Below are 24,720 nucleotides of genomic sequence, written 5' to 3'. Positions count from 1 at the left end.
GGCTCCGGCGGTGTCGGAGGCCGCCGCACGGGGATACGAGTCCGGGGTGACCCGCCCGCCCGCCTCGGGGAGCGCTCCCCGGCAGACGACGGAGGCCGTTCCGCCGTCCCGGGGCGAGACCCGGGACCCGGGCGCCATCACCACCCCCCGGCCCGGCCCCCCGGCCGCGGCTCCCGCGGCTCCCGCGGCTCCCGCCGCGCCCGCCGCCCCTGTCGTGCCGGCCAGGCCGGTCTCGCCGCCCGCCACCCCGACCCAGGACGCCGCTCCGGCGCGGGTCGCGGTCCGCGGCGTCCGGCCCGCGGAACCGCTGGACGACGCGGACCGTGGCAGGCTGCTGGACGGTGCGCACCACGACCCGCACGGGCTGCTCGGTGCCCATCCGGTGACCGGCGGCGTGCTGTTCCGGGTGCTGCGGCCGTACGCGCTGGGAGTGGCGGTCACCGCGAAGGGACTGCGCGCGGAACTGCTGGACGAGGGCGACGGGCTGTTCGCCGGGGTGCTGCCGCTGCGGGAGATCCCCGAGTACGAACTGCTGGTGCGGTACGCGGACGGCGAGCACCCCGTGCAGGACCCGTACCGGTTCCTGCCCTCGCTCGGCGAGCTGGACCTGCACCTGATCGGTGAGGGCCGCCACGAGCAGCTGTGGGAGGCGCTCGGCGCCCGGCCGATGACCCACCAGGGCGTCACCGGCACCCGGTTCGCCGTCTGGGCGCCCAACGCCCGCGGGGTGCGGGTCGCGGGCGGCTTCAACTTCTGGGACGGCACCGGCTTCCCGATGCGCTCGCTCGGCTCCACCGGCGTGTGGGAACTGTTCGTGCCGGGGGTCGGCGACGGGACGGCGTACAAGTTCGACATCGCCCGCCCGGACGGCGGCCGCACGCTGAAGGCCGACCCGATGGCCCGCAGCACCGAACTGCCGCCCGCGACGGCGTCGATCGTCACCTCCTCGCACCACACCTGGAACGACGCCGACTGGATGGCCCGGCGCGCCGCGGTCCCCGTCCACCAGGCGCCGTTCTCGGTCTACGAGGTGCATCTGACGTCCTGGCGACCGGGTCTGACCTACCGCGAGCTGGCGGAGCAGCTGCCCACGTACGTCGCCGACCTGGGGTTCACCCATGTCGAGCTGATGCCGGTGGCCGAGCACCCGTTCGGCGGCTCCTGGGGCTACCAGGTGACGTCGTACTACGCGCCGACCTCGCGGCTGGGCTCCCCCGACGACTTCAAGTTCCTCGTCGACGCGCTGCACCGGGCGGGGCTCGGCGTGATCATGGACTGGGTGCCCGCGCACTTCCCGAAGGACGACTGGGCGCTGGCCAACTTCGACGGCGTCCCGCTCTACGAGCACGGCGACCCGAACCGCGCCGAGCACCCGGACTGGGGCACCCTGGAGTTCGACCTCGGCCGCACCGAGGTCCGGAACTTCATGGTGGCCAACGCCGTCTACTGGTGCGAGGAGTTCCACATCGACGGCCTGCGGGTCGACGCGGTGGCCTCGATGCTCTACCTGGACTACTCGCGTGAGCACGGCGAATGGACGCCCAACCAGCACGGCGGCCGGGAGAACCTGGACGCGGTGGCGTTCCTGCAGGAGATGAACGCGACCGTCTACCGGCGCTGCCCGGGGGTCGTGACGATCGCCGAGGAGTCCACCGCCTGGGACGGCGTCACCCGCTCCACCGACTCCGGCGGGCTCGGCTTCGGGCTGAAGTGGAACATGGGCTGGATGCACGACTCGCTGGAGTACGTGGCGAAGGAGCCGGTGCACCGCAAGTACCACCACCACGAGATGACGTTCTCGATGGTCTACGCCTACTCCGAGAACTACGTGCTGCCGATCTCCCACGACGAGGTCGTGCACGGCAAGCGCTCGCTGGTCTCGAAGATGCCCGGCGACTGGTGGCAGCAGCGCGCCACCCACCGCGCGTACCTCGGCTTCATGTGGGCGCATCCGGGCAAGCAGCTGCTCTTCATGGGGCAGGAGTTCGCGCAGGGCGCGGAGTGGTCGCACGACCACGGGCCCGACTGGTGGCTGCTGGACGAGACGTACGCGGCGGCCGCCGACCACCGCGGGGTCCGCGATCTGGTCCGGGAGCTGAACCGCACCTACAACGCGACGCCGGCCCTCTGGCAGCGCGACACCGACCCGGGCGGCTTCGCCTGGATCGACGGCGGCGCGGCCGAGGACAACACGTTCTCGTTCCTCCGCTACGACGCGGACGGCGAACCGCTGGTGTGCGTCAGCAACTTCTCACCGGTGGTCCGCGAGAACTACCGGATCGGTGTTCCCGACCGGGCCTGGCAGGAGGTGCTCAACACCGACGACGCGCGCTACGGCGGCAGCGGCACCGCCACCGGCAGCACCGGGCACCCGCTCAAGGCCGAACCGACGTCCTGGCACGGGCAGGAGCAGAGCCTCCTGCTCACCCTCCCGCCGCTGGCCACGGTCTGGCTGCGACCGGCCTGACCTCCGCACTCGTACGTTCCTCCGAACCGGTGGCGTATTCACGCGCCCCGGTTCGGTGGTCCGCACCATGGGGACGCGGCACCGGCACCCCTACGCTGACCCCGTGCACCGACCCTCTTCTGATCCGCCCCGGCTGCCGTTCGACGCATCGGCGATCAGACGGCTGCGTGCCCAGCTCGGGATGAACCACTCCCACATCGCCCATGCCATGTGGACCTCCTACGGCACCCCCGTACGGCCCGAGACCATCGCCGCCTGGGAGCGCGGTGAACTCGTGCCGCGCGCCTCCGAGCTGCCCGCTCTGGCCGGCGCCCTGTGGTGCGACCCGTCCGATCTCATGAGCACGCCGACCACCCTGCTGGAACACCGCTGGGCCCGCGGTATCGCCCCTTCCGACCTGGCGCGGGCGGTCGGCATGCCGATCTCCGACTACGAACGCATGGAGGTCCAGGGCCGCTGGACCGGCAACGAGCGGCAGACCGCGGCACTGGCCGACGTGCTCGGCCTGTCGCTGCCGGAACTCCTGACGGTCACCGGCGGCGACAAGCGGCTGGACGCACTGCTGCGGGAAGCCGTGGCGACCCGCTGGCAGGCGTACGTCAAACCCGTCACGGCCCTGGTGCCGCTGCCCCGGCACCGGATCGAACCGGTGCTGCGCGGCATGCACTCGGAGTACCAGTCCGTGATGGTCGCGACCCTCAACTGGGGCAACGACGTACCCGCGTCGGGCGGCGCGGGCGGCCGGGCCTTCCTGGACACCGTCAGCGAACGCTTCTGGGCCGGCCTGCAGAACCCCTGACCGCCCTGCGCGAACCGCTAACCGGCCTTCACGGTCTCGTGGTCCCTGGGGGCCGGCATCGTGTCGGCCGTCTCCGCTGTGTCGTCCTTCGGGGCCGCCTCGGCGTGGTCGTCCACCAGGGTGGACTCGTCGAAGGGCAGTTCCCCGGCGAAGACCCGGACGGCGCGGTCCTTGTCGAACTCCTTGGTCCAGGTGCCGACGAGGACCGTCGCGACGGCGTTGCCCGCGAAGTTGGTCAGGGCGCGGGCCTCGCTCATGAAGCGGTCGATGCCGATGATGAGGCCGACCCCGTCGACCAGGGCGGGCTGGTGCGACTGCAGGCCGCCCGCCAGGGTGGCGATGCCGGCGCCGGTGACCCCGGCCGCGCCCTTCGAAGCGATGATCATGAAGAGCAGCAGGGAGATCTGCTGGCTGACCGACAGCGGGTCGCCCATCGCCTCGGCGATGAACAGCGAGGACATCGTCAGATAGATGGCGGTGCCGTCGAGGTTGAACGAGTAGCCGGTCGGCACGGTGATACCGACCACCGGGCGGCTGACGCCCAGGTGCTCCATCTTGGCGATCAGCCGCGGCAGGGCCGATTCGGACGACGAGGTCGACAGGATCAGCAGGAACTCGCGGCCGAGGTACTTCAGCAGGTGGAAGAGGTTCACACCGGCGACCAGCCGCAGCAGGGTGCCGAGGATCACGACCACGAAGATCGCGCAGGTGACATAGAAGCCGATCATGATCACGGCCAGCGACTTCAGCGCGTCCGTGCCGGTCTCGCCGACCACCGCCGCCATGGCGCCGAACGCGCCCACCGGCGCCGCCCACATGATCATCGACAGCACCCGGAAGACGAGCCGCTGGATATGCCCGACGCCCCGCAGCACCGGCTCCCCGGCCTTTCCGAGCGCCTGAACGGCGAAGCCGACCAGGAGCGCGACCAGCAGCGTCTGCAGCACCTGGCCCTCGGTGAAGGACGACACCATCGTCTTGGGGATGATGCCGAGCAGGAAGTCGACGGTCCCCTCGCTGCCGGCCGCCTGCTTGTGCCCGGCCGCCTTCGCCGCCGTGGTCAGGTGCAGGCTGCTGCCCGGGTGCAGCACATTGCCGACCACCAGGCCGATGGCGAGCGCCACCGTCGACATCACCATGAAGTAGCCGAGCGCGAGCCCGCCCACGGCGCCGACCTTGGCGGCCTTGCGCACCGATCCGATGCCGAGCACGATCGTGCAGAAGATGATCGGCGAGATCATCATCTTGATCAGGTTCACGAAGCCGGTGCCCAGCGGCTTGAACTCCTTGGCCACACCGGGTGCGGCCAGTCCCAGCACGATCCCGGCGACGACCGCCGCGATCACTGCCAGATACAGATAGTGCGTACGGTCCTTCTTGCGGCTCTGCGTGGTCACGTCGCGGCTCTGCGTCGTCACGTCTGCCTCCCGAGGTCTCGGTAACTTCGGTGACTATGCGCGGCCGCGTGACCGGGGTCACGTTTGCGTTCATTGAGTTCTCGGTAGGGCGTGCAGACTGTGGGGCATGCCGATGATCCGGCGCGCTCCCTCGCGTCCCCGCAGCCTCGCCGGCCAGCTGTTCGCCATGCAGGTGGTGATCGTGGCCGTCGTCGTCGCGGGGTGCGCGGTGCTGGCCTACGTCCAGGCGCACAGCCGGGCCGAGGACGGGGCGGACGGCCGGGTGCGGGCGGCGGCCGCGTCGATCGCCGACTCCCCCACCGTCCGGCAGGCCGCCCTCGCGGCGCCCGGCACCGATCCGAGCACGGTGCTCCAGCCGTACGCGCAGCGGGTGGTCGCCGACGCCGGCGTGGACTTCGTGACGATCATGGCGCCTGACGGCATCCGCTGGACCCACCCCGACCCGCAGCGGATCGGCGAGCCGTTCCTCGGCCACACCGCGCGGGCCCTGCGCGGCGAGACCTTCACCGAGACGTACACCGGCACGCTCGGCCCGTCGGTGCGGGTCGTGGCACCGGTGCGCGACGGGCCCGGCGGCCGGGTCATCGCGCTGGTCAGCGTCGGCATCAAGGTGGACGCGATCAGCCACGAGGTGCGCGGCCAGCTGACCGTACTGATCGCCGTCGCGGCCGCCGCGCTCGCGATCGGCGGCCTCGGCACGTACCTCGCCAACGCCCGGCTGCGCCGCCACACGCACGGCATGGCCGCCACCGAGCTGAGCCGGATGTACGACTACCACCAGGCGACCCTGCACGCGGTGCGCGAGGGGCTGATCCTGCTCGGCGCCGACCGCCGGGTGCTGCTCTGCAACGACGCGGCCCGCGAACTGCTCGGTCTCACCGGCGAGGTCGTCGGCGGCTACGTGGACGGCCTCGGGCTGCCCGCGTCGCTCACCGGCGCGCTGCTCGCGGCCGAGCCCCGCGTCGACGAGGTGCATCTCACCGCCGAGCGGGTCGTGGTCGTCAACACCTCACCGGTGCTCGGCGGGGAGCGCCGGGGCACCGTCGTCACCCTGCGGGACCACACCGATCTGCAGGCGCTGACCGGCGAGCTGGACTCGGTGCGGGGCTTCGCCGAGGCGCTGCGCTCCCAGGCGCACGAGGCCTCCAACCGGCTGCACACCGTGGTCTCGCTGATCGAACTGGGCCGCGCGGACGAGGCGGTGGACTTCGCCACCGCTGAACTGGAGCTGGCGCAGGCCCTCACCGACCAGGTCGTCGGCGCCGTCGGTGAACCGGTGCTCGCCGCGCTGCTGCTGGGCAAGGCGGCCGAGGCCAACGAGCGCGGGGTCGAGCTGACCGTCACCGAGGACAGCCGGATCGACGACGGCGTCCTGCCCGACGGATTCGCGGCGCGCGACCTCGTGACAATCCTGGGCAATCTTGTCGACAATGCCCTGGACGCCGCTGTCGAGGGCGCCGGCCGGCCGAAGGTCGCGGTCACCGCGCGGACCGAAGGGAACGAATTGCTGCTGACGGTCACCGACACCGGGCGCGGCGTGGACCCCCAGGTGCTGCGCGAGGTGTTCCAGCGCGGCTGGACGACGAAGAGCGAGGGGCGCGGGCTCGGCCTGGCCCTGGTCGAGCAGGCCGCACGGCGCGGCGGCGGCACGGTCGAGTTGGGGCAGGACGACCGGGGCGGTGCGGTGTTCACCGTCCGCATGCCGCTGCAGCGGGAGGCACGGACATGAGCGACATCGCACACACCGGACAGAAGACCGTGCACAGCCCCGGCACCAGCCGGGTCCTGGTGGTCGAGGACGATCCGATCGCCGCCGCGGCGCACGGGCTGTACGTCGAGCGGGTGGCCGGCTTCACGGTCGTCGGCACTGTGCACTCCGGCGGGGACGCGCTCCGCTTCTTCCGCCAGCACCCGGTGGACCTGGTGCTGCTCGACCTCCATCTGCCGGACGGGCACGGTCTGCAGGTCGTCCAGGCGATGCGGGCGGCCGGTCACACCGCCGACGTCATCGCGGTGACGTCCGCCCGCGACCTCGGGGTGGTGCGGCAGGCGGTGTCCGCCGGCGTCGTGCAGTACCTGCTCAAGCCGTTCACGTTCCCCACCCTGCGCGACCGCCTCGACCGGTGGGCCCGGTTCCGCCGTGAGCTGGCCGGGGGCGAGGCCTCGGGGCAGGACGAGGTGGACCGGGCGCTGGCGTCGCTGCGCAGCCCAGAGTCACCGGTGCTGCCGAAGGGGCTCAGCGCCCCGACGCTGGAGGCGGTCACGGCAGCGCTGCGCGAGGCGGTGAGCGGGATCTCGGCGAACGCGGCGGCCGCGGCCGTCGGTGTCTCGCGGATCACCGCCCGGCGCTATCTGGAACATCTGGTGGACACCGGGCGCGCGGTGCGCAGCCCGCAGTACGGGCAGGTGGGGCGGCCGGAGCTCAGCTACCGCTGGTCCGCGGGGCCCGGCCGGGACGGCCGTACCGGCGGCTGAACGGCTCTTCTTCCCATGGCAATAGGAAACTTTCCTAACCAATCTCTTGTCGCAGGCATGCAGGACCACTAGCGTTCACGCAGCATTCCCAGAGCCAACTCCCGTACACGCTAGGAGTTCTCCCCCATGCTCGTCTTCCCGCACTCCCGCCGCGGCCGCATCGCGCTGGCCGCGACCGTAGGGCTCGCCGCGGCGTCCGCGCTCGGCGCGACCGCCCAGGCCACCACCCCCACCGCCGCGAAGGCCGCCCCGCAGGCCGCCGCCGCTCTCCCCAGCGGCATCGCGGCCCCGTACCTGTACCTCGGCTGGGGCACCCCGCCGTCCGCGACGTCCGTCATGTCGGCCACCGGCATCAAGCAGTTCACGATGGCCTTCATGCTCTCCGACGGCGGCTGTAATCCCAAGTGGGACGGGAGCCGCGCGCTCACCGGAGGCACCGACGCGTCGACGATCAACGCGATCCGCAACGCGGGCGGCGATGTCACCGTCTCCTTCGGCGGCTGGAGCGGCAACAAGCTCGAAGAGAAGTGCACCTCGGCCTCCGCACTGGCCGGCGCTTACCAGAAGGCGATCACCGCCTACAAGCTGAAGTCCATCGACATCGACATCGAGGCTTCGGCGGTCGAGAACTCCACGGTCCGCAAGCGCACCGTGGACGCCCTGAAGATCATCAAGACCAACAACAGCGACGTGAAGGTGTACATCACCTTCGGAACCACCCCCACGGGGCCCGACTCCAACGGCAAGGACCTGATCAAGAAGGGCGCCGCAGCCGGGCTGAACGCGGACGGCTGGGCGGTCATGCCGTTCGACTACGACCAGGGCGCCGTCGACATGGCGGCCACCACCAAGTCCGCGGTCGACGGTCTGAAGAACGCCGTCGCCAGCGCTTACGGGCTCTCCTCGGACGCGGCCTACCGCAAGGTCGGCTTCTCCTCGATGAACGGCATCACCGACAGCGCCGGCGAGAAGGTCACCCTCGCCAACTTCAAGTCGATGGTCTCCTACGCGACCAGCCACCACCTGGCCCGCGTCAGCTTCTGGTCCGTCAACCGCGACCGCAAGTGCGGTTCCGGCACCGACGCGGACGCCTGCAGCGGAATCAGCCAGAACAACTGGGACTTCACCAAGGCGCTCGCGGTCTACACCGGCTGAGACCGGCTGACACCGCACCTGTCGCACGGATGGATTCCGCGCCCCGGCCCGCAGCCCCGAGCTGTCGCCCGGGGCGCGGTCATGCGCTGCCGGAGAACGCCCCGCCGAACCGCCGGCAGCCGCGCGCCACCACGTGCGCGACACCGGCCGCGGCCAGCGCCGGGACGAGCAGCATCGGCAGCCCGGGGCCGCCGGAGAAGAACTGCTCGACGGCGCCCTCGGAGGTGAACGCGTCGACGGTGCCCAGCTCCAGCAGGACCACCACCGCGGCGGCGGAGGACGGCGCCGTCCCCGGGGCGAACGCCCAGCGCGGCGGCAGACAGACCAGCAGCCCGCCGGCCAGACCGCCCGAGACCGCTCCGAGCGCGCCACCGACGATCGGCCCGAGGGCGAGATAGGTGTACTGCCCGTACTCGGTGAGTTCGAAGAGAGTGCCGCCCAGCGCGCCGCCGAGCAGACCCGCGGCCGCCAGGCAGCAGAACAGCGTCCACCGCCAGTCGCCCGCGCCGTGACCGGAGCCGTAGCCGGGCGCCTCGTCCGCTGTCGTCGCCACGCGGGGCACCTTCCCTCATCCGCCGCCGTCGTCGGATGGATCAGACTGCACCGCCGGTGCCCACCGGATCAAGTACATGGTCCGTTCGGGGTACTTCTGGTGAATCGCCCGTCAAGCCGCCGCAATGTCCCCCGCGGAACGGGCCAGCGCCGCGGCCTCGCCGCGGGTGTCGACATCGAGTTTGTTCAGGATGTTCGCGACGTGGAACTTCACCGTGGACTCGCTGATGTGCAGGTCCTCGGCGATGGCCCGGTTGCGGTGTCCCCGTACGAGATGTGGGTCGGCAGGGTCTGGCCGAGCGGGGCCAGGACGACTTCCAGGGCCACGGTCAGAGCGTGTTCCGGTTCGTTCCAGCCGCTGGATTCCATAGCGTCAACGGTACTGGGCGCGCTGCGGCTACGGCCTGGCCTTTCGGACAGGTGGGACTGTCCGAAAGGCGGGGCGGGTTTCCGGGACGCGCGGGCCAGGCTGTGAACACCATGACGAGGCCGGGCCGGAACGGTTCGGTGCTGTCCACCACTTTGAGGAGTGCGTTCCCATGACGAAGGCCATTGCGTTCGCGGCGTACGGCGACGCCGACGTCCTGCAGCCCACCGACATCGAGGTGCCCGCTCCCGGACCGGGCCAGGTGCGGCTGACCGTGCACGCCGCCGGCGTGAACCCGCTCGACTGCAAGATCCGCAGCGGCGCGGTCTCCGCCGTCTTCCCGGTGGAACTGCCGCACGTACCCGGTCTGGAGGCGTCCGGCACCGTGGAGGCGGTCGGCGAGGGCGTCACCGGCCTGGCGGTCGGCGACGAGGTCTTCGGCCCGGTCGCCGGCGCCTACGCCGAGCAGCTGGTGGTCGACGCCGGCCGGCTGGCCGTCAAGCCCGCCTCGCTGTCCTGGGCCGAGGCCGCGGCGCTGCCCGTCGCCGCCGAGACCGCCTGGCGCACCCTGGAACTGCTGGACGTGAAAGCGGGCGAGACCCTGCTGATCCACGCCGCGGCCGGCGGCGTCGGCACGCTGGCCGTGCAGTTCGCGGTGGCCCGCGGCGTCCAGGTCATCGGCACGGCGAGCGAGGCGAACCACGAGTACCTGCGCTCGCTGGGCGCCGTTCCCGTGACATACGGCGACGGCCTGGCCGAGCGGGTCCACGCCGTGTCCGGCGGCCCCGTCGACGCCGTCCTGGACGCGGCGGGCCGGGACGTGCTGGGCGTCTCGGTGGAGCTGGCCGGCGGCCCGGAGCGGGTGGTGACCATCGCCGACGCGATGCACGCCCCCGCCCACCAGGTGCGCTTCTCCAGCGGCGGCCCCGGCCAGGACCGCACCGAGGCGGCGCTGGCCGGTGCGCTGGCCCTGCACGCGGAGGGTTCGCTGCGGGTGAGCATCGCCCGCACGTACCCGCTGACGGACGCCGCCGAGGCGCACCGCGCCAGCGAGCACGGCCACCACACCGGGAAGATCGTCCTCACCATCGGCTGAACCACCGCCCTGGAACGGGCCCTGGAAGCGGTCCCGGCGAAGCGGCCAGGGAACGGCCGGGTCAGAACACCGACTCGGCCTCGTCCATCCGCTCGTCCGGGACCCGCTTCAGCTCCACCACCGCGTCCGCGAGCGGCACCATCTCGATCTGGGTGCCGCGCAGCGCGGTCATGTGCCCGAAGGCGCCCTTGTGGACGCCTTCGACGGCGTGCCAGCCGAAGCGGTTGGCCAGCACCCGGTCGTAGGCGGTCGGGACGCCACCGCGCTGCACGTGGCCGAGGATGACGGGACGCGCCTCCTTGCCGAGGCGCTCCTCCAGTTCGACGGCGAGCCGGGTGCCGATGCCGGCGAACCGCTCGTGCCCGAACTTGTCGACCTCGCCGACGCCGTAGTCCATGGTGCCCTCGGCGGGGTGGGCGCCCTCGGCCACGCAGATGACGGCGAACCTCTTGCCGCGGGCGAAGCGCTCCTCGACCATCGCGACCAGGTCGGCGGGGTCGAACGGCCGCTCCGGGATGCAGATGCCGTGCGCGCCGCCAGCCATACCGGACTCCAGGGCGATCCAGCCGGCGTGCCGGCCCATGACCTCGACGACCATGACGCGCTGGTGCGATTCGGCGGTGGTCTTCAAACGGTCGATGGCCTCGGTGGCGACCATGACGGCGGTGTCGAAGCCGAAGGTGCGGTCGGTGGCCGAGATGTCGTTGTCGATGGTCTTCGGCACGCCGACGACCGGCATTCCGGCGTCCGACAGCATCTTGGCGGCGGTCAGGGTGCCTTCGCCGCCGATCGGGATGAGGGCGTCGATGCCGTACTGACGGCACAGCTCCTCGGCGTTGTCCGCGGCCTCGCGCAGCCGGCCGCGCTCCAGGCGCGCGGAGCCGAGGATGGTGCCGCCGCGGGCCAGGATGCCGCTGACCGAGTTGAGGCCGAGCGGGCGGTAGCGGCCTTCGAGCAGCCCGACGAAGCCGTCCTCGAAGCCGATGACCTCGTCGCCGTGCCCGGTGAGCGCGCGGTGCACGACCGATCGGATCACAGCGTTGAGGCCGGGGCAGTCGCCGCCTGCGGTGAGGACTCCGATACGCATGGGCTGGTCTCTCCTGGATGGTTTCGGGGCCTGGGGTGTCACGGGGCGGGGGCCGGGCTCGCCGGGCGTTTCGGGACCAGGGTGCCGGCACCGACCCGGCCGGCCAGGAAGTCGTCGACGTTGCGGACCGTGGCCTCGACGATCTGGTCGAGCGCGTCCACGGTGTAGTAGGCCTGGTGCGAGGTGATCAGGACGTTGGAGAAGGTGAGCAGGCGGGCGAGCGTGTCGTCCGTCATGATCTCCAACGACTTGTCGAAGAAGAAGACGCCGGCCTCCTCCTCGTAGACGTCCAGGCCCACGCCGTCGAGCCGGCCGGCTCGCAGCGTCTCGACCAGGGCCGCGGAGTCGATGAGCCCGCCGCGGCTGGAGTTGATGAGGATCGCGTCGTCCTTCATCCGGGCCAGCGCGTGCGCGCCGACGAGGTGGTGGGTGTCGGGAAGCAGCGGTACATGCAGGGAGATCAGGTCGGACTCGGTGAGCAGCACGTCCAGTTCGACATACTCCATGCCCAGCTCGACACAGGCTGGATCGGGTACGACGTCCCAGCCCAGCAGCTTCATCCCGAAGCCGTGGGCGATCCTCGTGAACGCCGCGCCGATCTTGCCGGTGCCGACGACGCCGACCGTACGGCCCCGGAAGTCCCGGCCGAGCAGGCCGTCGAGGCGGAAGTCGAAGTCGCGGGTGCGGGTGGCGGCGCGGACGATCCGGCGGTTGAGGGCGGTGGCCAGCGTCCAGGCGAATTCGGCCACCGAGTACGGGGAGTAGTAGGCGACGCGGGCGACGGTGAGGCCGAGGCGTTCGGCCGCGTCCAGGTCGATGTTGTTGAATCCGGTGGACCGCTGGGCGATCAGCTTGGTGCCGCCCTCGGCGAGCACCTCCAGGACGTCGGCGTCCAGCTGCGCGTTCACACTGGTGCTGACGATCTCGTAGCCTGCGGCGAGCGGCACGGTGTCGATGGTCAGGAAGGTCTCCAGACAGCGCAGCTGGTAGCGGGCGGCGAAATCCCGCTCCAGCAGGGGCCGCTCGTCCTTCTGCACTCCGGTCGCCAGGATCTCCACCGACACTCCTCTCTCATCACCTTATTTCACCCTATGGGAACCGTGCGGAGATACGTACCACCTCGCATCCCCGCTTCCGCCGGCCCGTGGGGCGAAGGTCGGACCGTGTGCAGGCCGTGCGCCCGGAGCTGGGCCCGTACCCGGTCCATGACCTGCGGATCCGGCGACGGGGTGGCGGCCGCCGGGAACCTCTTGCCGAGCGTCTCGTACGTTCCCGCACCGGGCTTGTGGAAGGGCAAAGCGTCCACCCGGGTGACGTTCGGCAGGCCGCCGGCGAAGGCGGCCACGCCCTCGACGTCGGCCTCGCCGTCCGTCAGTCCCGGCACTACGGCGAAGCGCACCCGGACCTCCTTGCCGAGCGTCTCCAGCCGGCGGGCGAGGTCCAGGGCCGGCCGCAGCTCGCGCCCGGTGAGCTCCCGGTACAGCGCCGGTTCCCAGGACTTGATGTCCAGCAGGACGAGGTCGGTGTCGGCCACCAGCGCGTCGTGGGCCCGGCTGCCGAGGAAGCCGGAGGTGTCCAGGGCGGTGTGCAGGCCGAGTTCGTGCCGGAAGCGGTGCAGCAGCTCACCGGTGAAGACCGGTTGCAGCCGCGGTTCGCCGCCGCTGACGGTGGCGCCGCCAGCGGCGGGGATGAACCGGGTGAATGAACGAGGTGGGCTTCCCGACGATCTCGTCGGCGGGGGTACGGGTACCGCCGCGCATCGGCATGGTGTTCTGGTTGTGGCAGTACCGGCAGCTCAGCGGACAGCCGGCGAGGCTTGGGCATGATCGCGGGCTTGAGCGGGGCGTCGGTCTGCAGCCCGACGAGCAGGTCGAGGTCCTCGTCGATCCAGCCGGGGGCGAACGCGTCGATGGCGGAGGGCGTCCGCACGTCCACGTCGTGGATGCCGCGGGCGATCTCCTGCGGGAGCATCCCCAGCACCCGGTGCCAGACTTCACCCGGTGCCAGACCTTCTCGGTACGCTCGGTCGGACCGGCCAGGAAGGAGCCGTCGCCCTCGTAGGGCGTGCAGTTCGACCGGATGACGTCACGGACGTCGACGGCGTCCCGCCACAGTCCGCCCCTGAAGCCCTCCCAGGGCGCGGGGGGCTGTGTCCCGGGTGCCCGGGCGGCTGCCTTCTCCGGCTGCGTCGCGGTCATGTCCGACTCACCTGTGCTTGCACCGGAGCTGTTCCGCTGGTGGACTTTTCCAGTCTCCTCCCGGTGTTTTCGCTGGTGAGCAGGCGAATGGCATCGTGGGGAGGGTCGAAGGGCACCTCCGCGCGGGCCCTGTGCCGGCAAGCGACGGCACCTGCGTCGCGTTAGCGTCTTGGAGTAGGTACGAACGGGAGAGCGGCCGCACCGGGGACGGAGCGCGGCACGAAGAGAGCAGTGGCGGGAAGCAGTGGTGAGCCGGCAGCGATGAGCAGCAACCCAGCGCGACGATGGATCGGAGAACGCGCGTGACGCGCAGCGTCTATGTAACGGGGATCGGCCGCGGCGACGGCCGCCAGGTGGTCGAACTGGGGGTGATGGAACTCCTGACCCGCCAGGTCGACCGGGTGGGGGTGTTCCGGCCGCTGATGCACGACGGGCCCGACCGGCTGTTCGATCTGCTGCGCAGCCGCTACCGGCTGTCCCAGGACCCGTCCACGGTCTACGGCATGGGGTACGCGGAGGCGGCGGCCCTCCAGGCCGAGCAGGGGCGCGACGCGCTGACCGCCCGGCTGGTGGACCGGTTCCACGAGGTCGCCCGGGAGTACGAGGCGGTGCTGATTCTCGGCTCCGACTTCGCGGAAACGAATCTTCCGGCGGAGCTGGGCATCAACGCCCGGCTCGCCAACGAATGCGGCGCCTCCGTGCTGCCGGTGATCGGCGGCATCGACCAGACGGCCGAATCGGTGGTCGCCGAGGTCCGCAACGCCTACCTCGCCTACACCAACCTCGGCTGCGACGTCATCGCCATGGTCGCCAACCGCGTCGGCCCGGCGGAGGCGGACGAGGCCGGCCGCCGGCTCGCCCGCCGGCCCGAGGTGCCCGTCTACGTCATCCCCGAGGAGCCCGCGCTGTCGGCGCCCACCGTGGCGCAGATCGTCGAGGCACTCGGCGCGGACGTCCTGCTCGGCGATGACGCCGGGCTCTCCCGCGACGCGCTGGACTTCGTCTTCGGCGGCGCGATGCTGCCGGCCTTCCTGCCCGCGCTGACCCCCGGCTGTCTGGTGGTCACCCCCGGGGACCGCGCCGACCTCATCATCGGCTCGCTCGCCGCGCACTCGGCCGGTGCCCCGCCGATCGCGGGCGTGCTGCTCACCCTCGACGAGCGGCCGGGCCCGGACATCCTGGCGCTGGCGGCGCGGCTCGCGCCCGGCACCCCGGTGATCGCGGTCGCGGCCGGCAGCTTCCCCACCGCCGCCGAGCTGTTCGCGCTGGACGGCAAGCTCGGCGCGGGCACCCCGCGCAAGGCGGAGACCGCGCTCGGGCTGTTCGAAACCCACGTGGACACCGCCGAGTTGACGGAGCGGCTGTCGGTCGCGCGCAGCGAGCGCGTCACCCCGATGATGTTCGAGCACACCCTGATCGAACGGGCCCGCTCCCAGCGCCGCCGCATCGTGCTGCCGGAGGGCGCGGAGGAGCGCATCCTGCGCGCCGCCGAGGTGCTGCTGCGGCGCGGAGTGTGCGACCTGATCCTGCTCGGCGACGAGGACGCGGTCCGCAAGAAGGCCGCCGACCTGGGCATCTCCCTCGACCAGCCGGGAGTCACCGTCGTCGACCCGCAGACCTCACCGCTGCGGGAGCGGTTCGCCGAGCAGTACGCGAAGCTGCGCGCCCACAAGGGCGTCTCCTACGAGCTGGCCTACGACGTCGTCGCCGACGTCTCGTACTTCGGCACCCTGATGGTGCAGGAGGGCCTGGCCGACGGCATGGTGTCGGGCGCGGTGCACTCCACCGCGGCCACCATCCGCCCGGCCTTCGAGATCATCAAGACCGCGCCGGGCGCGGCGATCGTCAGCTCGGTGTTCTTCATGTGCCTGGCCGACAAGGTCCTCGTCTACGGCGACTGCGCCGTCAACCCGGACCCGGACGCCGAGCAGCTGGCGGACATCGCCATCCAGGCGGCGGCAACCGCCGCCCAGTTCGGTGTGCAGCCGCGGATCGCGATGCTGTCGTACTCCACCGGAACCTCGGGCTCCGGTGCGGACGTCGACAAGGTCCGCAAGGCCACCGAGCTGGTGCGCGAGCGCCGCCCCGACCTGGCCGTCGACGGTCCGATCCAGTACGACGCGGCCGTCGAACCGTCGGTCGCGGCCACCAAGATGCCGGACTCGGCGGTGGCTGGCCAGGCCACGGTGCTGGTCTTCCCCGACCTCAACACCGGCAACAACACCTACAAGGCCGTCCAGCGGTCGGCCGGCGCGGTCGCGGTCGGTCCGGTGCTGCAGGGCCTGCGCAAGCCGGTCAACGACCTGTCGCGCGGTGCGCTGGTCCAGGACATCGTGAACACGGTCGCCATCACGGCCATCCAGGCGCAGGGCGAATCCCCGGCGCGGCAGCAGGGCGAAGGAGACACCCAGTGAGCAGCCCCGCAGGACCGGCCGGCAGCCCCTCCCGCGTCCTCGTCCTCAATTCCGGCTCGTCATCCGTCAAGTACCAGCTGCTGGACATGGCCGCCGGTCCCGGCGCGGACAGCCGGCTCGCCGCCGGGCTAGTCGAGCGGATCGGCGAGGGCGAGGTCGCCGACCACGACGCCGCCCTGCGCATCATCGCCGCCGAGCTGAACGGGCAGGGCCTCGGCCTGGACTCCCCCGAGCTGGCGGCGGTCGGCCACCGCGTGGTGCACGGCGGTACCCGCTTCACCGAGCCGACGCTGATCACCGACGAGGTCGTCGCGGCGATCGAGAAGCTGGTGCCGCTCGCCCCGCTGCACAACCCGGCGAACATCACCGGCATCAAGGTCTCCCGCGAGCTGCGCCCGGACCTGCCGCAGGTCGCGGTCTTCGACACCGCGTTCCACTCGACGATCCCCGAGCACGCCGCCCGGTACGCGATCGACACCGGGACGGCGGACCGTTACGAGATCCGCCGCTACGGCTTCCACGGCACCTCGCACGCGTTCGTCTCGCGCGCCGCAGCGGAGCTGCTCGGCAAGGAGTCGTCGCAGGTCAACGTCATCGTGCTGCATCTGGGGAACGGCGCCTCCGCCTCCGCGGTGGCGGGCGGAACCTGCGTGGAGACCTCGATGGGGCTGACGCCGCTGGAGGGTCTGGTCATGGGCACCCGTTCGGGCGATCTCGACCCGGCGGTAGTCTTCCACCTGGCGCGCGTAGGTGGAATGACGGTGGACGAGATCGACACCCTGCTCAACAAACGCAGTGGCTTGCTCGGCCTGTGCGGTGACAACGACATGCGCGAGATCGGACGCCGCATGGCCGAGGGCGACAAGGCCGCCCGGCTGGCGTTCGACATCTACATCCACCGCCTGCGCAAATACATCGGCGCGTACACCGCCGTACTGGGCCGGGTGGACGCCATCGCCTTCACCGCCGGGGTCGGGGAGAACTCCGCCGCGGTGCGCGAAGCGGCCCTGCAGGGCCTGGAGACCCTCGGTATCGAGGTCGACGCCGTGGGCAACGCCGTCCGCGGCCGTGCCGCGCGGCTGATCTCCACGGACACCAGCAGAGTCGCGGTGGCCGTGATCCCCACCGACGAAGAGCTCGAGATCGCCCGTGCCACCTATGCGCTCGCCCAACGCTGACCTCGCTTCATACCCACGACGCCCCAGGAATATTCCGGAGCGGAACAAACCCGATAGGATTGCGCCCATGCGCCGAGCAAAGATTGTTTGCACCCTGGGACCCGCCGTCGACTCCTACGACCAGCTGAAGACGCTGGCCGAGGCCGGCATGAACGTGGCCCGTTTCAACTTCAGCCACGGAACTCACGCCGAGCACGAGGAGCGCTATCAGCGCGTGCGCAAGGTCGCCGAGGAGACCGGCCGTGCGATCGGCGTCCTCGCCGACCTGCAGGGCCCCAAGATCCGGCTGGCCAAGTTCGCCGACGGACCCGTCGAGCTGGTCTCGGGTGACGAGTTCACCATCACCGCCGAGGACGTCCCCGGCGACAAGACCATCTGCGGCACCACGTACAAGGGCCTGCCCGGCGATGTCAGCAAGGGCGACCCGATCCTGATCAACGACGGCAACGTCGCCCTGCGGGTCATCCAGGTCGAGGGCCCCCGGGTGCGGTGTCTGGTCGTCGAGGGCGGAGTGATCTCCGACCACAAGGGCATCAACCTTCCCGGCGCGGCCGTGAACGTCCCGGCGCTGTCCGAGAAGGACATCGAGGACCTGCGCTTCGCGCTGGCGATGGGCGTCGACATGGTCGCCCTGTCGTTCGTCCGCGACGCCTCGGACGTCAAGGACGTCCACCGCGTCATGGACGAGGAGGGCCGCCGGGTCCCCGTCATCGCCAAGGTGGAGAAGCCGCAGGCGGTCGAGAACATGGAGGCCGTGGTCATGGCCTTCGACGCGGTCATGGTCGCCCGTGGCGACCTCGCCGTGGAGTACCCGCTGGAGCGGGTGCCGGTCGTCCAGAAGCAGCTCATCGAGCTCTGCCGCCGCAACGCCAAGCCGGTGATCGTCGCGACCCAGATGATGGAGTCGATGATCACCAACTCGCGCCCGACGCGCGCCGAGGCCTCCGACGTCGCCAACGCGATCCTCGACGGCGCGGACGCGGTCATGCTCTCCGCCGAGTCCTCCGTGGGCAAGTACCCGATCGACACGGTCAAGACGATGTCCCGCATCGTCGAGGCCGCCGAGGAGGAGCTGCTCAAGCGCGGTCTGCAGCCGCTGGCGCCCGGCAAGAAGCCGCGCACCCAGGGCGGCGCCGTGGCCCTCGCCGCGGCCGAGCTGGCCGACTTCCTGGACGCCAAGACCCTGGTCGCGTTCACCCAGTCCGGCGACACCGCCCGCCGGCTGGCCCGCTACCGCGTCCCGGCCCCGGTGCTGGCGTTCACCACCGACCCCTCGACCCGCAACCAGCTCGCGCTGACCTGGGGCGTCGAGACGTACGTGGTCCCGTACGTCGACAACACCGACGCCATGGTGGACGTCGTCGACACCGAGATGCTCAAGCTCAAGGAGTACAACGCGGGTGACACCGTGATCATCACCGCCGGTTCGCCCCCCGGCGTCCCCGGCAACACCAACATGGTCCGGGTGCACCACCTGGGCGACGACATCCGCAAGTAGCCGCCCGGCACGCGACGCCGCCGCACGCGACGCCGCCGCACACGGCGTCGCGGCACGGAGGTCGTGGCACGGAAGGTCGTGGCACGCAATGCGCCGAGGGCGCCGAACCCCTGACGGGTTCGGCGCCCTCGGCGTTTGTGCGGCTCCCGGACGGGTCTCTGGGGGCGCCCTCGGTTACGGGTAGGTGCCCTTGGTGATCGACTGGTGCAGGTTGCTGATGTGCAGCGTGCCGCCGAACTGTCCGGCCTGGCGGATCTTGACGTTCGTGAAGACCGCCAGCGGAACGTTGATCGGCGGGGGCGTGTCCGGGCTGAACGTCACCGGGATGAGGCCGAAGAGGTTGCCCTTCAGCTCCTCGGTGTACATCGTCACCGTGCCGTTCTGGATCGTGGACGTCGTGCCGGGCCCCTGAACGTGGTAGATGTGCCCGTTGGCGCTGACGATCTGGTGCAGGTCCTTGATGTCCAGCGAGCTCGCGGTGAACTTCAGAACCTTCTTCACCACGCCGCCGGCCGTCTTGACCTCGACGATGCCCTTATAGTCCAGACCCTTCAGCGTCAGCACGCTGGATTCCAGGTACCAGGGCTGGTCCGGCAGCGGCGCGGGGGTCTTCTCGTACTGGGCGTCGGCCAGTGCCTTGGCGTCGTGCGTTGGACACGGGAACGGGGTCTTGCCGTCCACGGTGGTCGGGGTGGCCGACGGGGTGGCGGCGGCGGACTTCTCGGCCGCCGCTGCCGCCTTGGCTGCCGCGTCCGCCGCCGCCTTGGCCGACTTCGCCGCCGCGGTCGCCGTGGACGACGGCTTCGCCGCCGGTGCCTTGGCAGGAGTCGTGCTCGGCGCCTTGGGCGGCGCCGTCGTGGGAGCGGTCGTCGGCGCGGTCGTCGGCGGTGCCGCGGTGGGCGCCGTCGTCGGGGCCGCCGGCTTGTTCAGACCGAGGACGTCCTTGATCGCGTCACCGACACCCAGCGGATCCCACGGGTTGTAGGACTTCGTCGGGCTCGGCGTCGCCTTCGGAGCCGTGCTCGGCGTGGCCGTCGGCCCGGTCTTCGGCGCGGTCGCGGGCACGGTCTTCGGCAGCGCCTTGAGGGCGCTCTTCGGCTCGGCCGTGCTCGCGGACGGGCTGGGCGAGGAGCTCGGCTTCGTGCTCGGCGCGGAGCTCTCCGTCGCGGAGGGCGTCGCGCTCGGCTTGGCCGTCGTGACATCCGGCGCCGGCGTGTCGGACTGCGTGACACACGGACCGGGAGCGTACGGGTTCTTCGGCATCTCGTCGGCGAGCGCGAGATGCGGGGTTATGCCCATGCCCATCAGTACCGCTGTGGGCATCGCGGCGATGGCTATCGCCTTGCCCGCGGGCATCTGGAGCTTGGTGAAGAGCGACTTTCTCGGTGCGGCGTGGCGCGGCACCAATCTGGTACGGGGTCCGTCGCCGTGGGCCGGCAGAGCCTCGTCACCCCGCACTACGCCCTCCTATGGTCGTTGGTCGTCTCGTCGTCCGTTCCAGCGCCCGGCGACGCCGCGTTCTTCTCCAGCTGTGGTCCGTACGACTGCTGCTGCGGTACCGCGGCACCACCGTCGACCGACGCGCCGTCCGGCTCGGCCGCCACCGGAACTCCAGGCGCCCAGGCGACGGAGAGTGCTCCGCCGAGCAGGCTCAGCAGGAAGCCGATCAGGAAGCCGCCGATGTTGGACACCGGGATGGACACCAGTGCCAGCAGAATCGCGGCGACACCCGCGAATATCCGCACGGCCGGCTGGTACCACATGGTCAGGCCGAGCACCGCGAGGAGCACACCGATGACCAGCGAGCCCGCGCCCGCTGTGGTGGACATACGCACGGTGAGCTGGCCGAGGGTCATGTTCGCGTACGGGAAGTACGCGATCGGGATACCGCCCAGGAGGGTCAGCAGGCCCGCCCAGAACGGTCGCTGCCCCCGCCAGTTGTGAAACCGCGCGTGGACGGTATGGAAGGCGTTTGGTTGGTGCTCACGCAGCCCTGGCGACTCGGCACTCATGGAACAGCTCCCTGGGACTGGCTTTTGCGCAAGAAAAGTTGAGGGCGGTCGGGTGAGGAGCACAGGCCCCCCACCCGACCGGTCAAGCGACTAGTAGCACTCGTGAACGCCGGCCTTGACCGACATGCTCAGGTCCTTGAGCTTGAACGTGCCGGCGCTGGTCGCCCAAGCGGTCTGGCGCACGTTCGTGAGCTTGGCCGTCTCGGCCTCCTGCGCGAACGAGTTCGGCAGTGCCGGCGCACCCTGGCCGGGCGTCGTCGCCGGGCCCTGGGCCTTGTTGGTGGAGCCGGCCGCGACACCGATGTTGATGTTGCCGAACTCGGCATCCGCATCGAGCTGGTTCAGGTCGATGTACAGATTTTCGGCCTCGACCCGACGGGTCGGGTCACTCGCGCCCTTCGTACCAGCCGAGAGGTTCAGCGACACGCTCCCGAAGATGGGAACGTTCGGGATGACCACGGACTGGCACATGTCAGTGATGTAGGCGTGCTTGAAGCCGGAGACGGCGACGGGCTCAGCGCCCGCTCCGCCGGACTTGACGTCGACGCCGCCATACTGAACGAAGCCCGTGCCGTCAAGGTACGCGGCCTTGACCTTGAAGCTCTGGCCCGACACCGCGAACGACGCGGCGAGCGCGCCCTGGGCGAGCGCCATGCCGATCACTGCCGTGGCAGCAACACTCGGCACCATGACAACGGCGAACCGCTTCCACTTGGTGCCGCCTCTAACGACCGACTCCATGACTTTCCTCCTGATCGGACGTACACATCCGGCCGGATATGGAGATCCGGGGCCGGGATGGGGAGAAGAGCTACGTCCTCGGGAAAGGGAGCGCCGTCATCGAAGGCCGGTCCGCGGGTATGCGGACGGCGCAGTCCGAATCATCAGCGATCACCCCCGAGCGACAACCACTGGCCACGCTCTCGCGCAACCTGCTGGACAGGCCCTGCTGGGTGGGCAGAGACCCCCCTGTCCGGAAGCGGCGGCAGTTACGCCGTGCACTTCCACTCGGTGGGGACCCTCCCCCGGCTACCGCTGGGGGTCGCCCCCAGCCGCACCAGCTGGCTGCCGGATGGTCGGGGGAACAGGACCGAGCTTGGCCGATGGTGGTCCATTCCCAGCCGCTGCACAAGAGGTCTCGTTACCAGCGAGTAACGGAAGGATGTCGAGAGCGCGATCATCAAACGTCGCGATATCACGCAGCGTAGTTGCGGCGAGGGCGTGAATGTCCGACAAAGAGAAAGATTTCCGGAAGAAAAGGGGTCACTCTCTTACCGGAAGTAACAGCGACCGCACTTCATCACGATTGCGTAAAGTGCGGTCGCCGTATCGATGAATCAGCTGCGGTCAGAACAGGACGCGAGCCAGTGCGACACGCGCTGTCACCACGCGGGGGTCGTCGGTGCCGATGACGTCGAAGAGTTCCAGCAGACGCAGCCGTGCCGCGTCCCGGTCGTCACCGGCCGTACGGCGCACGGTGTCCACCAGTCGCCCGAAGGCGTCCTCGACATGCCCGCCGACGAGGTCGAGATCCGCCGCGGCCAGCTGGGCCGGCACATCGGCGGGGTTGTCGGCGGCGGCCTTGCGGACCGCCTGCGGGTCGGCGTCCTGCACCCGCTGCAACAGTTCGGCCTGGGCCAGGCCGAGCTTGGCCTCGGCGTTGGCCGGCTCGTCCGCCAGCACATTCCGGTACGCCTGGACGGCGCCGCCCAGATCGCCCGCGTCCAGCGCGTCGTGCGCGGCGGACAGCGCCAGCTCCTGCGGAGTGGCGGGCCGGGGCTCGGGGGTGGCGGCGGCGGCCGGAGCCGCGCCCGCCTCGACCGGAGCGGCGACGATGCCGAAGCGCTGCTCGCCCACGGCGATCAGCTGGTCCAGCACCTCGCGGATCTGGTCGTCGGCGGCCGCACCCTGGAAGAGCGGCATCGCCTGACCGGCGAGCACCGCGAAGACGGCCGGCACGCCCTGGGCGCCGAACTGCTGGAACAGCAGCTGGTTGGCGTACACATCGGCGCGGGCCAGAAGGAAGCGGCCGGCGTACTCGCCGACCAGCCGTTCCAGCGTCTCGTTGAGCTGCTTGCTCTGCTCGGCCTGTTCGGCCCAGAAGCTGATGACGACCGGGACCTCGGAGGAGCGCTGCAGTACTTCGCTCTCGAAAGTCTCCTCGGTGACATCGATGACGAGCGGGGAGGCGGCGGGGGCGCCGGCGTCCTGCCGTTGCGCCCTGGCCTGCTCGGCCTTCGCCTTGGCCTCACCGGCCGCCTTCAGCGCGGCGAGGTCGACCACGCCGCTCATGGACATGTTCCGTGGCTGCATGAGGTCAATCCTCCCCCCTCGTCGTAAAAAAGTGTGAACGGCCCCCGAACCGTCCGCCGGATCGCGGACAGCCGGGAGCCTCCACCGCTGTTCCAGAGTGTCCTTCTCGGCGTGGGTCCCCACCTGCGCCAGTGGTCATCGCTCTTTCGCTACGAGTCGTAGCGTAACTCCAAACTGTCCGGTCCCCGCAAGCTTCAACCCCGCGGGGCGGCGTGATCCCGGTCACGGAGCGGTCGCGGGCCACCCGGCGTACTGGCCGGTATGGTCCCAGCCATGCACAACGGCACTTCAGCGAAGAAGACGGGCCGCCCCCGCAGCGCCGACGCCGACCACGCGATCCTGGAAGCCACCAGGGCCGCCCTGGTCGAACTGGGCTGGGGCGGGCTGACGATGGGCGATGTCGCCACCCGGGCCGGCGTCGCCAAGACCACCCTCTACCGCCGCTGGGCGGGCAAGAACGAGCTGGTCGTCGACGCGGTCGCGGTGCTCTTCGACGAACTGGAGCTGCCCGACCGGGGAAGCCTCCAGGCCGACATCGAGGACGTGGTGCTGCAGTTCGCGGCGCTGCTCGCGCTCCCCGAGGCCAGGACCGCCCTGATGGCCGTCGTCGCCGAGTCCACCCACGACGAAGCCCTGCGGCGGCGGATCCGCGAGGCCATCGTGGACCGGCAGAAGTGCCTCGTGGTCCTCGGCCGCCGCCGCGCCCAGGACCGCGGCGAACTCCCCCCGGACGGCCCGGACACCGCCGACACCACCACCCAGATCGACCTCATCTTCGACGTCATCGCCGGCGCCGTCGTCCACCGCACCCTGGTCAGCGGCGAACCGGTGGACGCGGCCTGGGCCCGCACCTTCACGACGTTGCTCCTGGGCGGCCTGGCCGCCATCCGCTGATCCGGGGCCCTAATAGGTGGATGGGGCAGGCTCCTCGCCGTAGGCGTCGAACTCTCCCGCCTTGACGCTCTTCACGAACGCGTCCCATTTGGCAGGAGTGGTGACGACGATGGCTTCCGGGGCATCGCTCTCCCGGATGAGGACCATGCCGTCGTCGCCCACGGTGACTTCCAGGCACTCCTGCCCACATCCGGTCACCCTCAACCAGGTCCATAAAATGCCACAGTTGCCCGCGCATGACGCTTTCCGCCGCCAATTTGGGCACGGATCACCGGCTCATAGAGCGCTGCCCAGTACTTGGGTGCCGCTTCTGAGTCCAGCACTTCCTGCCTGGCCATGCGCGCTTCAACACCTCTGTCCATGCCCACGTCGGAGTCCGGGAAGCGCCCATGTCGAAAGAGCGCTCGCATGTAGTCGGGCGTCTGAAGCAGTCCCGGGACCAACACCGTCTGCCAAGCACTCAGCGAAACGGCAGCGGACTCCAGGTGCGCCAAAGTCGGCAATGCCGGTCAGGACGCCTGCGTATCGATTCCACCAGCCTCTACAAGTGTCCTTCTTGGCCATTTCAACCAGGGCATCGGCCAGTTTGCGATCCGTGACGCCGTACACCTTGAGCAGGCCACGCAGTTCGAAGCGTCGGATACCGTTGAGTCCTGTCTCGATGCGGCTGATCTTCGCCTTGTTGCACTTCAGCGACCTGCCCCCGTGGTGGTACACCGTCCAGCCGCCCTTCGGGTGGCAGTGCAAGACCCAGTGCAACCCTCCCCCGCCCCCGCTCCACCGCCGACAACCGGGAG

Annotated in this window: 22 protein-coding genes and 1 pseudogene; 10 read left to right on the top strand and 13 right to left on the bottom strand. The window is 70.6% G+C overall.

The window, feature by feature from the left end:
• Nucleotides 1–10 precede the first annotated feature (10 nt).
• Nucleotides 11–2,467 carry a 1,4-alpha-glucan branching enzyme gene (glgB, locus tag G3I60_RS12785; protein WP_164607141.1) on the top strand — a complete coding sequence of 819 codons (2,457 nt, stop codon included), beginning with the start codon at nt 11–13 and terminating at the stop codon, nt 2,465–2,467.
• Between the two features lie 103 nt (nt 2,468–2,570).
• Complete coding sequence (locus G3I60_RS12780; protein WP_244809438.1) at nt 2,571–3,266, top strand: helix-turn-helix transcriptional regulator; 696 nt, start codon at nt 2,571–2,573, stop codon at nt 3,264–3,266.
• Between the two features lie 17 nt (nt 3,267–3,283).
• Here G3I60_RS12780 and G3I60_RS12775 read toward each other — a convergent pair whose 3' ends face one another.
• Nucleotides 3,284–4,663, bottom strand: coding sequence for a cation:dicarboxylate symporter family transporter (locus tag G3I60_RS12775; protein WP_164293417.1), 1,380 nt, complete (start codon nt 4,661–4,663; stop codon nt 3,284–3,286).
• Between the two features lie 136 nt (nt 4,664–4,799).
• On the opposite strand from G3I60_RS12775, the gene G3I60_RS12770 reads away from it, so the two are divergent.
• From G3I60_RS12770 to G3I60_RS12760, 3 genes are all read left to right on the top strand, one after another.
• Nucleotides 4,800–6,413: a sensor histidine kinase gene (locus tag G3I60_RS12770; protein WP_164607140.1), complete on the top strand. Its 1,614-nt coding sequence runs from the start codon at nt 4,800–4,802 to the stop codon at nt 6,411–6,413.
• Entirely contained in the window at nt 6,410–7,159 is a 750-nt protein-coding gene (locus G3I60_RS12765) for a response regulator (RefSeq protein ID WP_164293406.1), read from the top strand. The genes G3I60_RS12770 and G3I60_RS12765 overlap by 4 nt, the downstream gene beginning before the upstream one ends.
• A 126-nt stretch (nt 7,160–7,285) precedes the next feature.
• A complete protein-coding gene (locus G3I60_RS12760; RefSeq protein WP_138357111.1) occupies nt 7,286–8,314 on the top strand; it encodes a chitinase in 1,029 nt (342 codons plus the stop codon).
• Between the two features lie 79 nt (nt 8,315–8,393).
• Here the strand turns inward: G3I60_RS12760 and G3I60_RS12755 are convergent, their stop codons facing one another.
• Both G3I60_RS12755 and G3I60_RS46360 read right to left on the bottom strand, forming a co-directional pair.
• Nucleotides 8,394–8,867, bottom strand: a complete 474-nt coding sequence (locus G3I60_RS12755) for a hypothetical protein (RefSeq protein WP_138357112.1) — start codon at nt 8,865–8,867, stop codon at nt 8,394–8,396.
• A 111-nt stretch (nt 8,868–8,978) separates the two neighbouring features.
• On the bottom strand, nt 8,979–9,221 hold the full coding sequence (locus G3I60_RS46360; RefSeq protein ID WP_203672842.1) for a response regulator transcription factor: 243 nt from the start codon (nt 9,219–9,221) through the stop codon (nt 8,979–8,981).
• Between the two features lie 184 nt (nt 9,222–9,405).
• Here G3I60_RS46360 and G3I60_RS12745 point away from each other — a divergent pair, with 184 nt between their 5' ends.
• The gene (locus G3I60_RS12745; RefSeq protein ID WP_164607135.1) at nt 9,406–10,329 is read left to right on the top strand and encodes an NADP-dependent oxidoreductase; all 924 of its coding nucleotides are present in this window, start codon (nt 9,406–9,408) and stop codon (nt 10,327–10,329) included.
• Nucleotides 10,330–10,390: 61 nt separating this feature from the next.
• On the opposite strand, the gene G3I60_RS12740 is transcribed toward G3I60_RS12745, so the two are convergent.
• The 4 genes and pseudogenes from G3I60_RS12740 to G3I60_RS46765 form a co-directional block, all read right to left on the bottom strand.
• Nucleotides 10,391–11,416, bottom strand: a complete 1,026-nt coding sequence (locus tag G3I60_RS12740; RefSeq protein ID WP_164293403.1) for an ATP-dependent 6-phosphofructokinase — start codon at nt 11,414–11,416, stop codon at nt 10,391–10,393.
• A gap of 38 nt (nt 11,417–11,454) precedes the next feature.
• Complete coding sequence (locus tag G3I60_RS12735; RefSeq protein WP_164607134.1) at nt 11,455–12,474, bottom strand: 2-hydroxyacid dehydrogenase; 1,020 nt, start codon at nt 12,472–12,474, stop codon at nt 11,455–11,457.
• 26 nt (nt 12,475–12,500) lie between these two features.
• Nucleotides 12,501–12,950: a hypothetical protein gene (locus G3I60_RS46770; protein ID WP_343241939.1), complete on the bottom strand. Its 450-nt coding sequence runs from the start codon at nt 12,948–12,950 to the stop codon at nt 12,501–12,503.
• Between the two features lie 341 nt (nt 12,951–13,291).
• Nucleotides 13,292–13,387 (bottom strand): annotated as a pseudogene (locus G3I60_RS46765) (hypothetical protein); the annotation flags it as partial.
• A 529-nt stretch (nt 13,388–13,916) separates the two neighbouring features.
• Between G3I60_RS46765 and pta the strand changes: the two are divergent.
• The 3 genes from pta to pyk all read left to right on the top strand — a co-directional run bounded on the left by pta (nt 13,917) and on the right by pyk (nt 18,704).
• On the top strand, nt 13,917–16,028 hold the full coding sequence (gene pta / locus G3I60_RS12720) for a phosphate acetyltransferase (protein ID WP_138357117.1): 2,112 nt from the start codon (nt 13,917–13,919) through the stop codon (nt 16,026–16,028).
• Nucleotides 16,025–17,206, top strand: coding sequence for an acetate kinase (locus tag G3I60_RS12715; RefSeq protein WP_164607132.1), 1,182 nt, complete (start codon nt 16,025–16,027; stop codon nt 17,204–17,206). Before pta ends, G3I60_RS12715 begins: the two co-directional genes overlap by 4 nt.
• A 67-nt stretch (nt 17,207–17,273) precedes the next feature.
• Nucleotides 17,274–18,704, top strand: coding sequence for a pyruvate kinase (gene pyk, locus G3I60_RS12710; protein WP_164607130.1), 1,431 nt, complete (start codon nt 17,274–17,276; stop codon nt 18,702–18,704).
• A gap of 174 nt (nt 18,705–18,878) precedes the next feature.
• Here pyk and G3I60_RS12705 read toward each other — a convergent pair whose 3' ends face one another.
• The 4 genes from G3I60_RS12705 to G3I60_RS12690 all read right to left on the bottom strand — a co-directional run bounded on the left by G3I60_RS12705 (nt 18,879) and on the right by G3I60_RS12690 (nt 23,029).
• A complete protein-coding gene (locus G3I60_RS12705) occupies nt 18,879–20,162 on the bottom strand; it encodes a hydrogenase expression protein HypF (protein ID WP_164293400.1) in 1,284 nt (427 codons plus the stop codon).
• Complete coding sequence (locus G3I60_RS12700; protein ID WP_164293399.1) at nt 20,162–20,716, bottom strand: DUF6114 domain-containing protein; 555 nt, start codon at nt 20,714–20,716, stop codon at nt 20,162–20,164. Before G3I60_RS12700 ends, G3I60_RS12705 begins: the two co-directional genes overlap by 1 nt.
• 90 nt (nt 20,717–20,806) lie before the next feature.
• Nucleotides 20,807–21,457 (bottom strand): DUF6230 family protein, encoded by a 651-nt coding sequence (locus G3I60_RS12695; protein ID WP_164293398.1) that lies wholly within the window; start codon nt 21,455–21,457, stop codon nt 20,807–20,809.
• 606 nt (nt 21,458–22,063) lie between these two features.
• Nucleotides 22,064–23,029, bottom strand: a complete 966-nt coding sequence (locus G3I60_RS12690) for a tetratricopeptide repeat protein (protein ID WP_164293397.1) — start codon at nt 23,027–23,029, stop codon at nt 22,064–22,066.
• A 273-nt stretch (nt 23,030–23,302) separates the two neighbouring features.
• On the opposite strand from G3I60_RS12690, the gene G3I60_RS12685 reads away from it, so the two are divergent.
• Nucleotides 23,303–23,923, top strand: a complete 621-nt coding sequence (locus tag G3I60_RS12685; protein WP_164293396.1) for a TetR/AcrR family transcriptional regulator — start codon at nt 23,303–23,305, stop codon at nt 23,921–23,923.
• A gap of 9 nt (nt 23,924–23,932) precedes the next feature.
• Here the strand turns inward: G3I60_RS12685 and G3I60_RS44555 are convergent, their stop codons facing one another.
• Entirely contained in the window at nt 23,933–24,121 is a 189-nt protein-coding gene (locus G3I60_RS44555; protein WP_343240913.1) for a DUF397 domain-containing protein, read from the bottom strand.
• A gap of 2 nt (nt 24,122–24,123) precedes the next feature.
• Nucleotides 24,124–24,417: a Scr1 family TA system antitoxin-like transcriptional regulator gene (locus G3I60_RS47060; RefSeq protein ID WP_369334865.1), complete on the bottom strand. Its 294-nt coding sequence runs from the start codon at nt 24,415–24,417 to the stop codon at nt 24,124–24,126.
• Nucleotides 24,418–24,720: the final 303 nt, after the last annotated feature.

The sequence above is a fragment of the Streptomyces sp. SID13666 genome (assembly GCF_010548325.1).
GTDB lineage: Bacteria > Actinomycetota > Actinomycetes > Streptomycetales > Streptomycetaceae > Actinacidiphila > Actinacidiphila fildesensis.
Note: the sequence above shows the minus strand (reverse complement) of the source record. Positions and strands in the feature narration are given on the sequence as shown.

Bases quoted from the DNA above. Each gene is read 5' to 3' on its own strand.
- G3I60_RS12765 (WP_164293406.1), top strand. From the start codon at position 6,410: ATGAGCGACATCGCACACACCGGACAGAAGACCGTGCACAGCCCCGGC.
- G3I60_RS12760 (WP_138357111.1), top strand. From the start codon at position 7,286: ATGCTCGTCTTCCCGCACTCCCGCCGCGGCCGCATCGCGCTGGCCGCG.
- G3I60_RS12745 (WP_164607135.1), top strand. From the start codon at position 9,406: ATGACGAAGGCCATTGCGTTCGCGGCGTACGGCGACGCCGACGTCCTG.
- G3I60_RS12740 (WP_164293403.1), bottom strand. From the start codon at position 11,416: ATGCGTATCGGAGTCCTCACCGCAGGCGGCGACTGCCCCGGCCTCAAC.
- pyk (WP_164607130.1), top strand. From the start codon at position 17,274: ATGCGCCGAGCAAAGATTGTTTGCACCCTGGGACCCGCCGTCGACTCC.
- G3I60_RS12700 (WP_164293399.1), bottom strand. From the start codon at position 20,716: ATGAGTGCCGAGTCGCCAGGGCTGCGTGAGCACCAACCAAACGCCTTC.
- G3I60_RS12695 (WP_164293398.1), bottom strand. From the start codon at position 21,457: ATGGAGTCGGTCGTTAGAGGCGGCACCAAGTGGAAGCGGTTCGCCGTT.
- G3I60_RS12690 (WP_164293397.1), bottom strand. From the start codon at position 23,029: ATGCAGCCACGGAACATGTCCATGAGCGGCGTGGTCGACCTCGCCGCG.
- G3I60_RS12685 (WP_164293396.1), top strand. From the start codon at position 23,303: ATGCACAACGGCACTTCAGCGAAGAAGACGGGCCGCCCCCGCAGCGCC.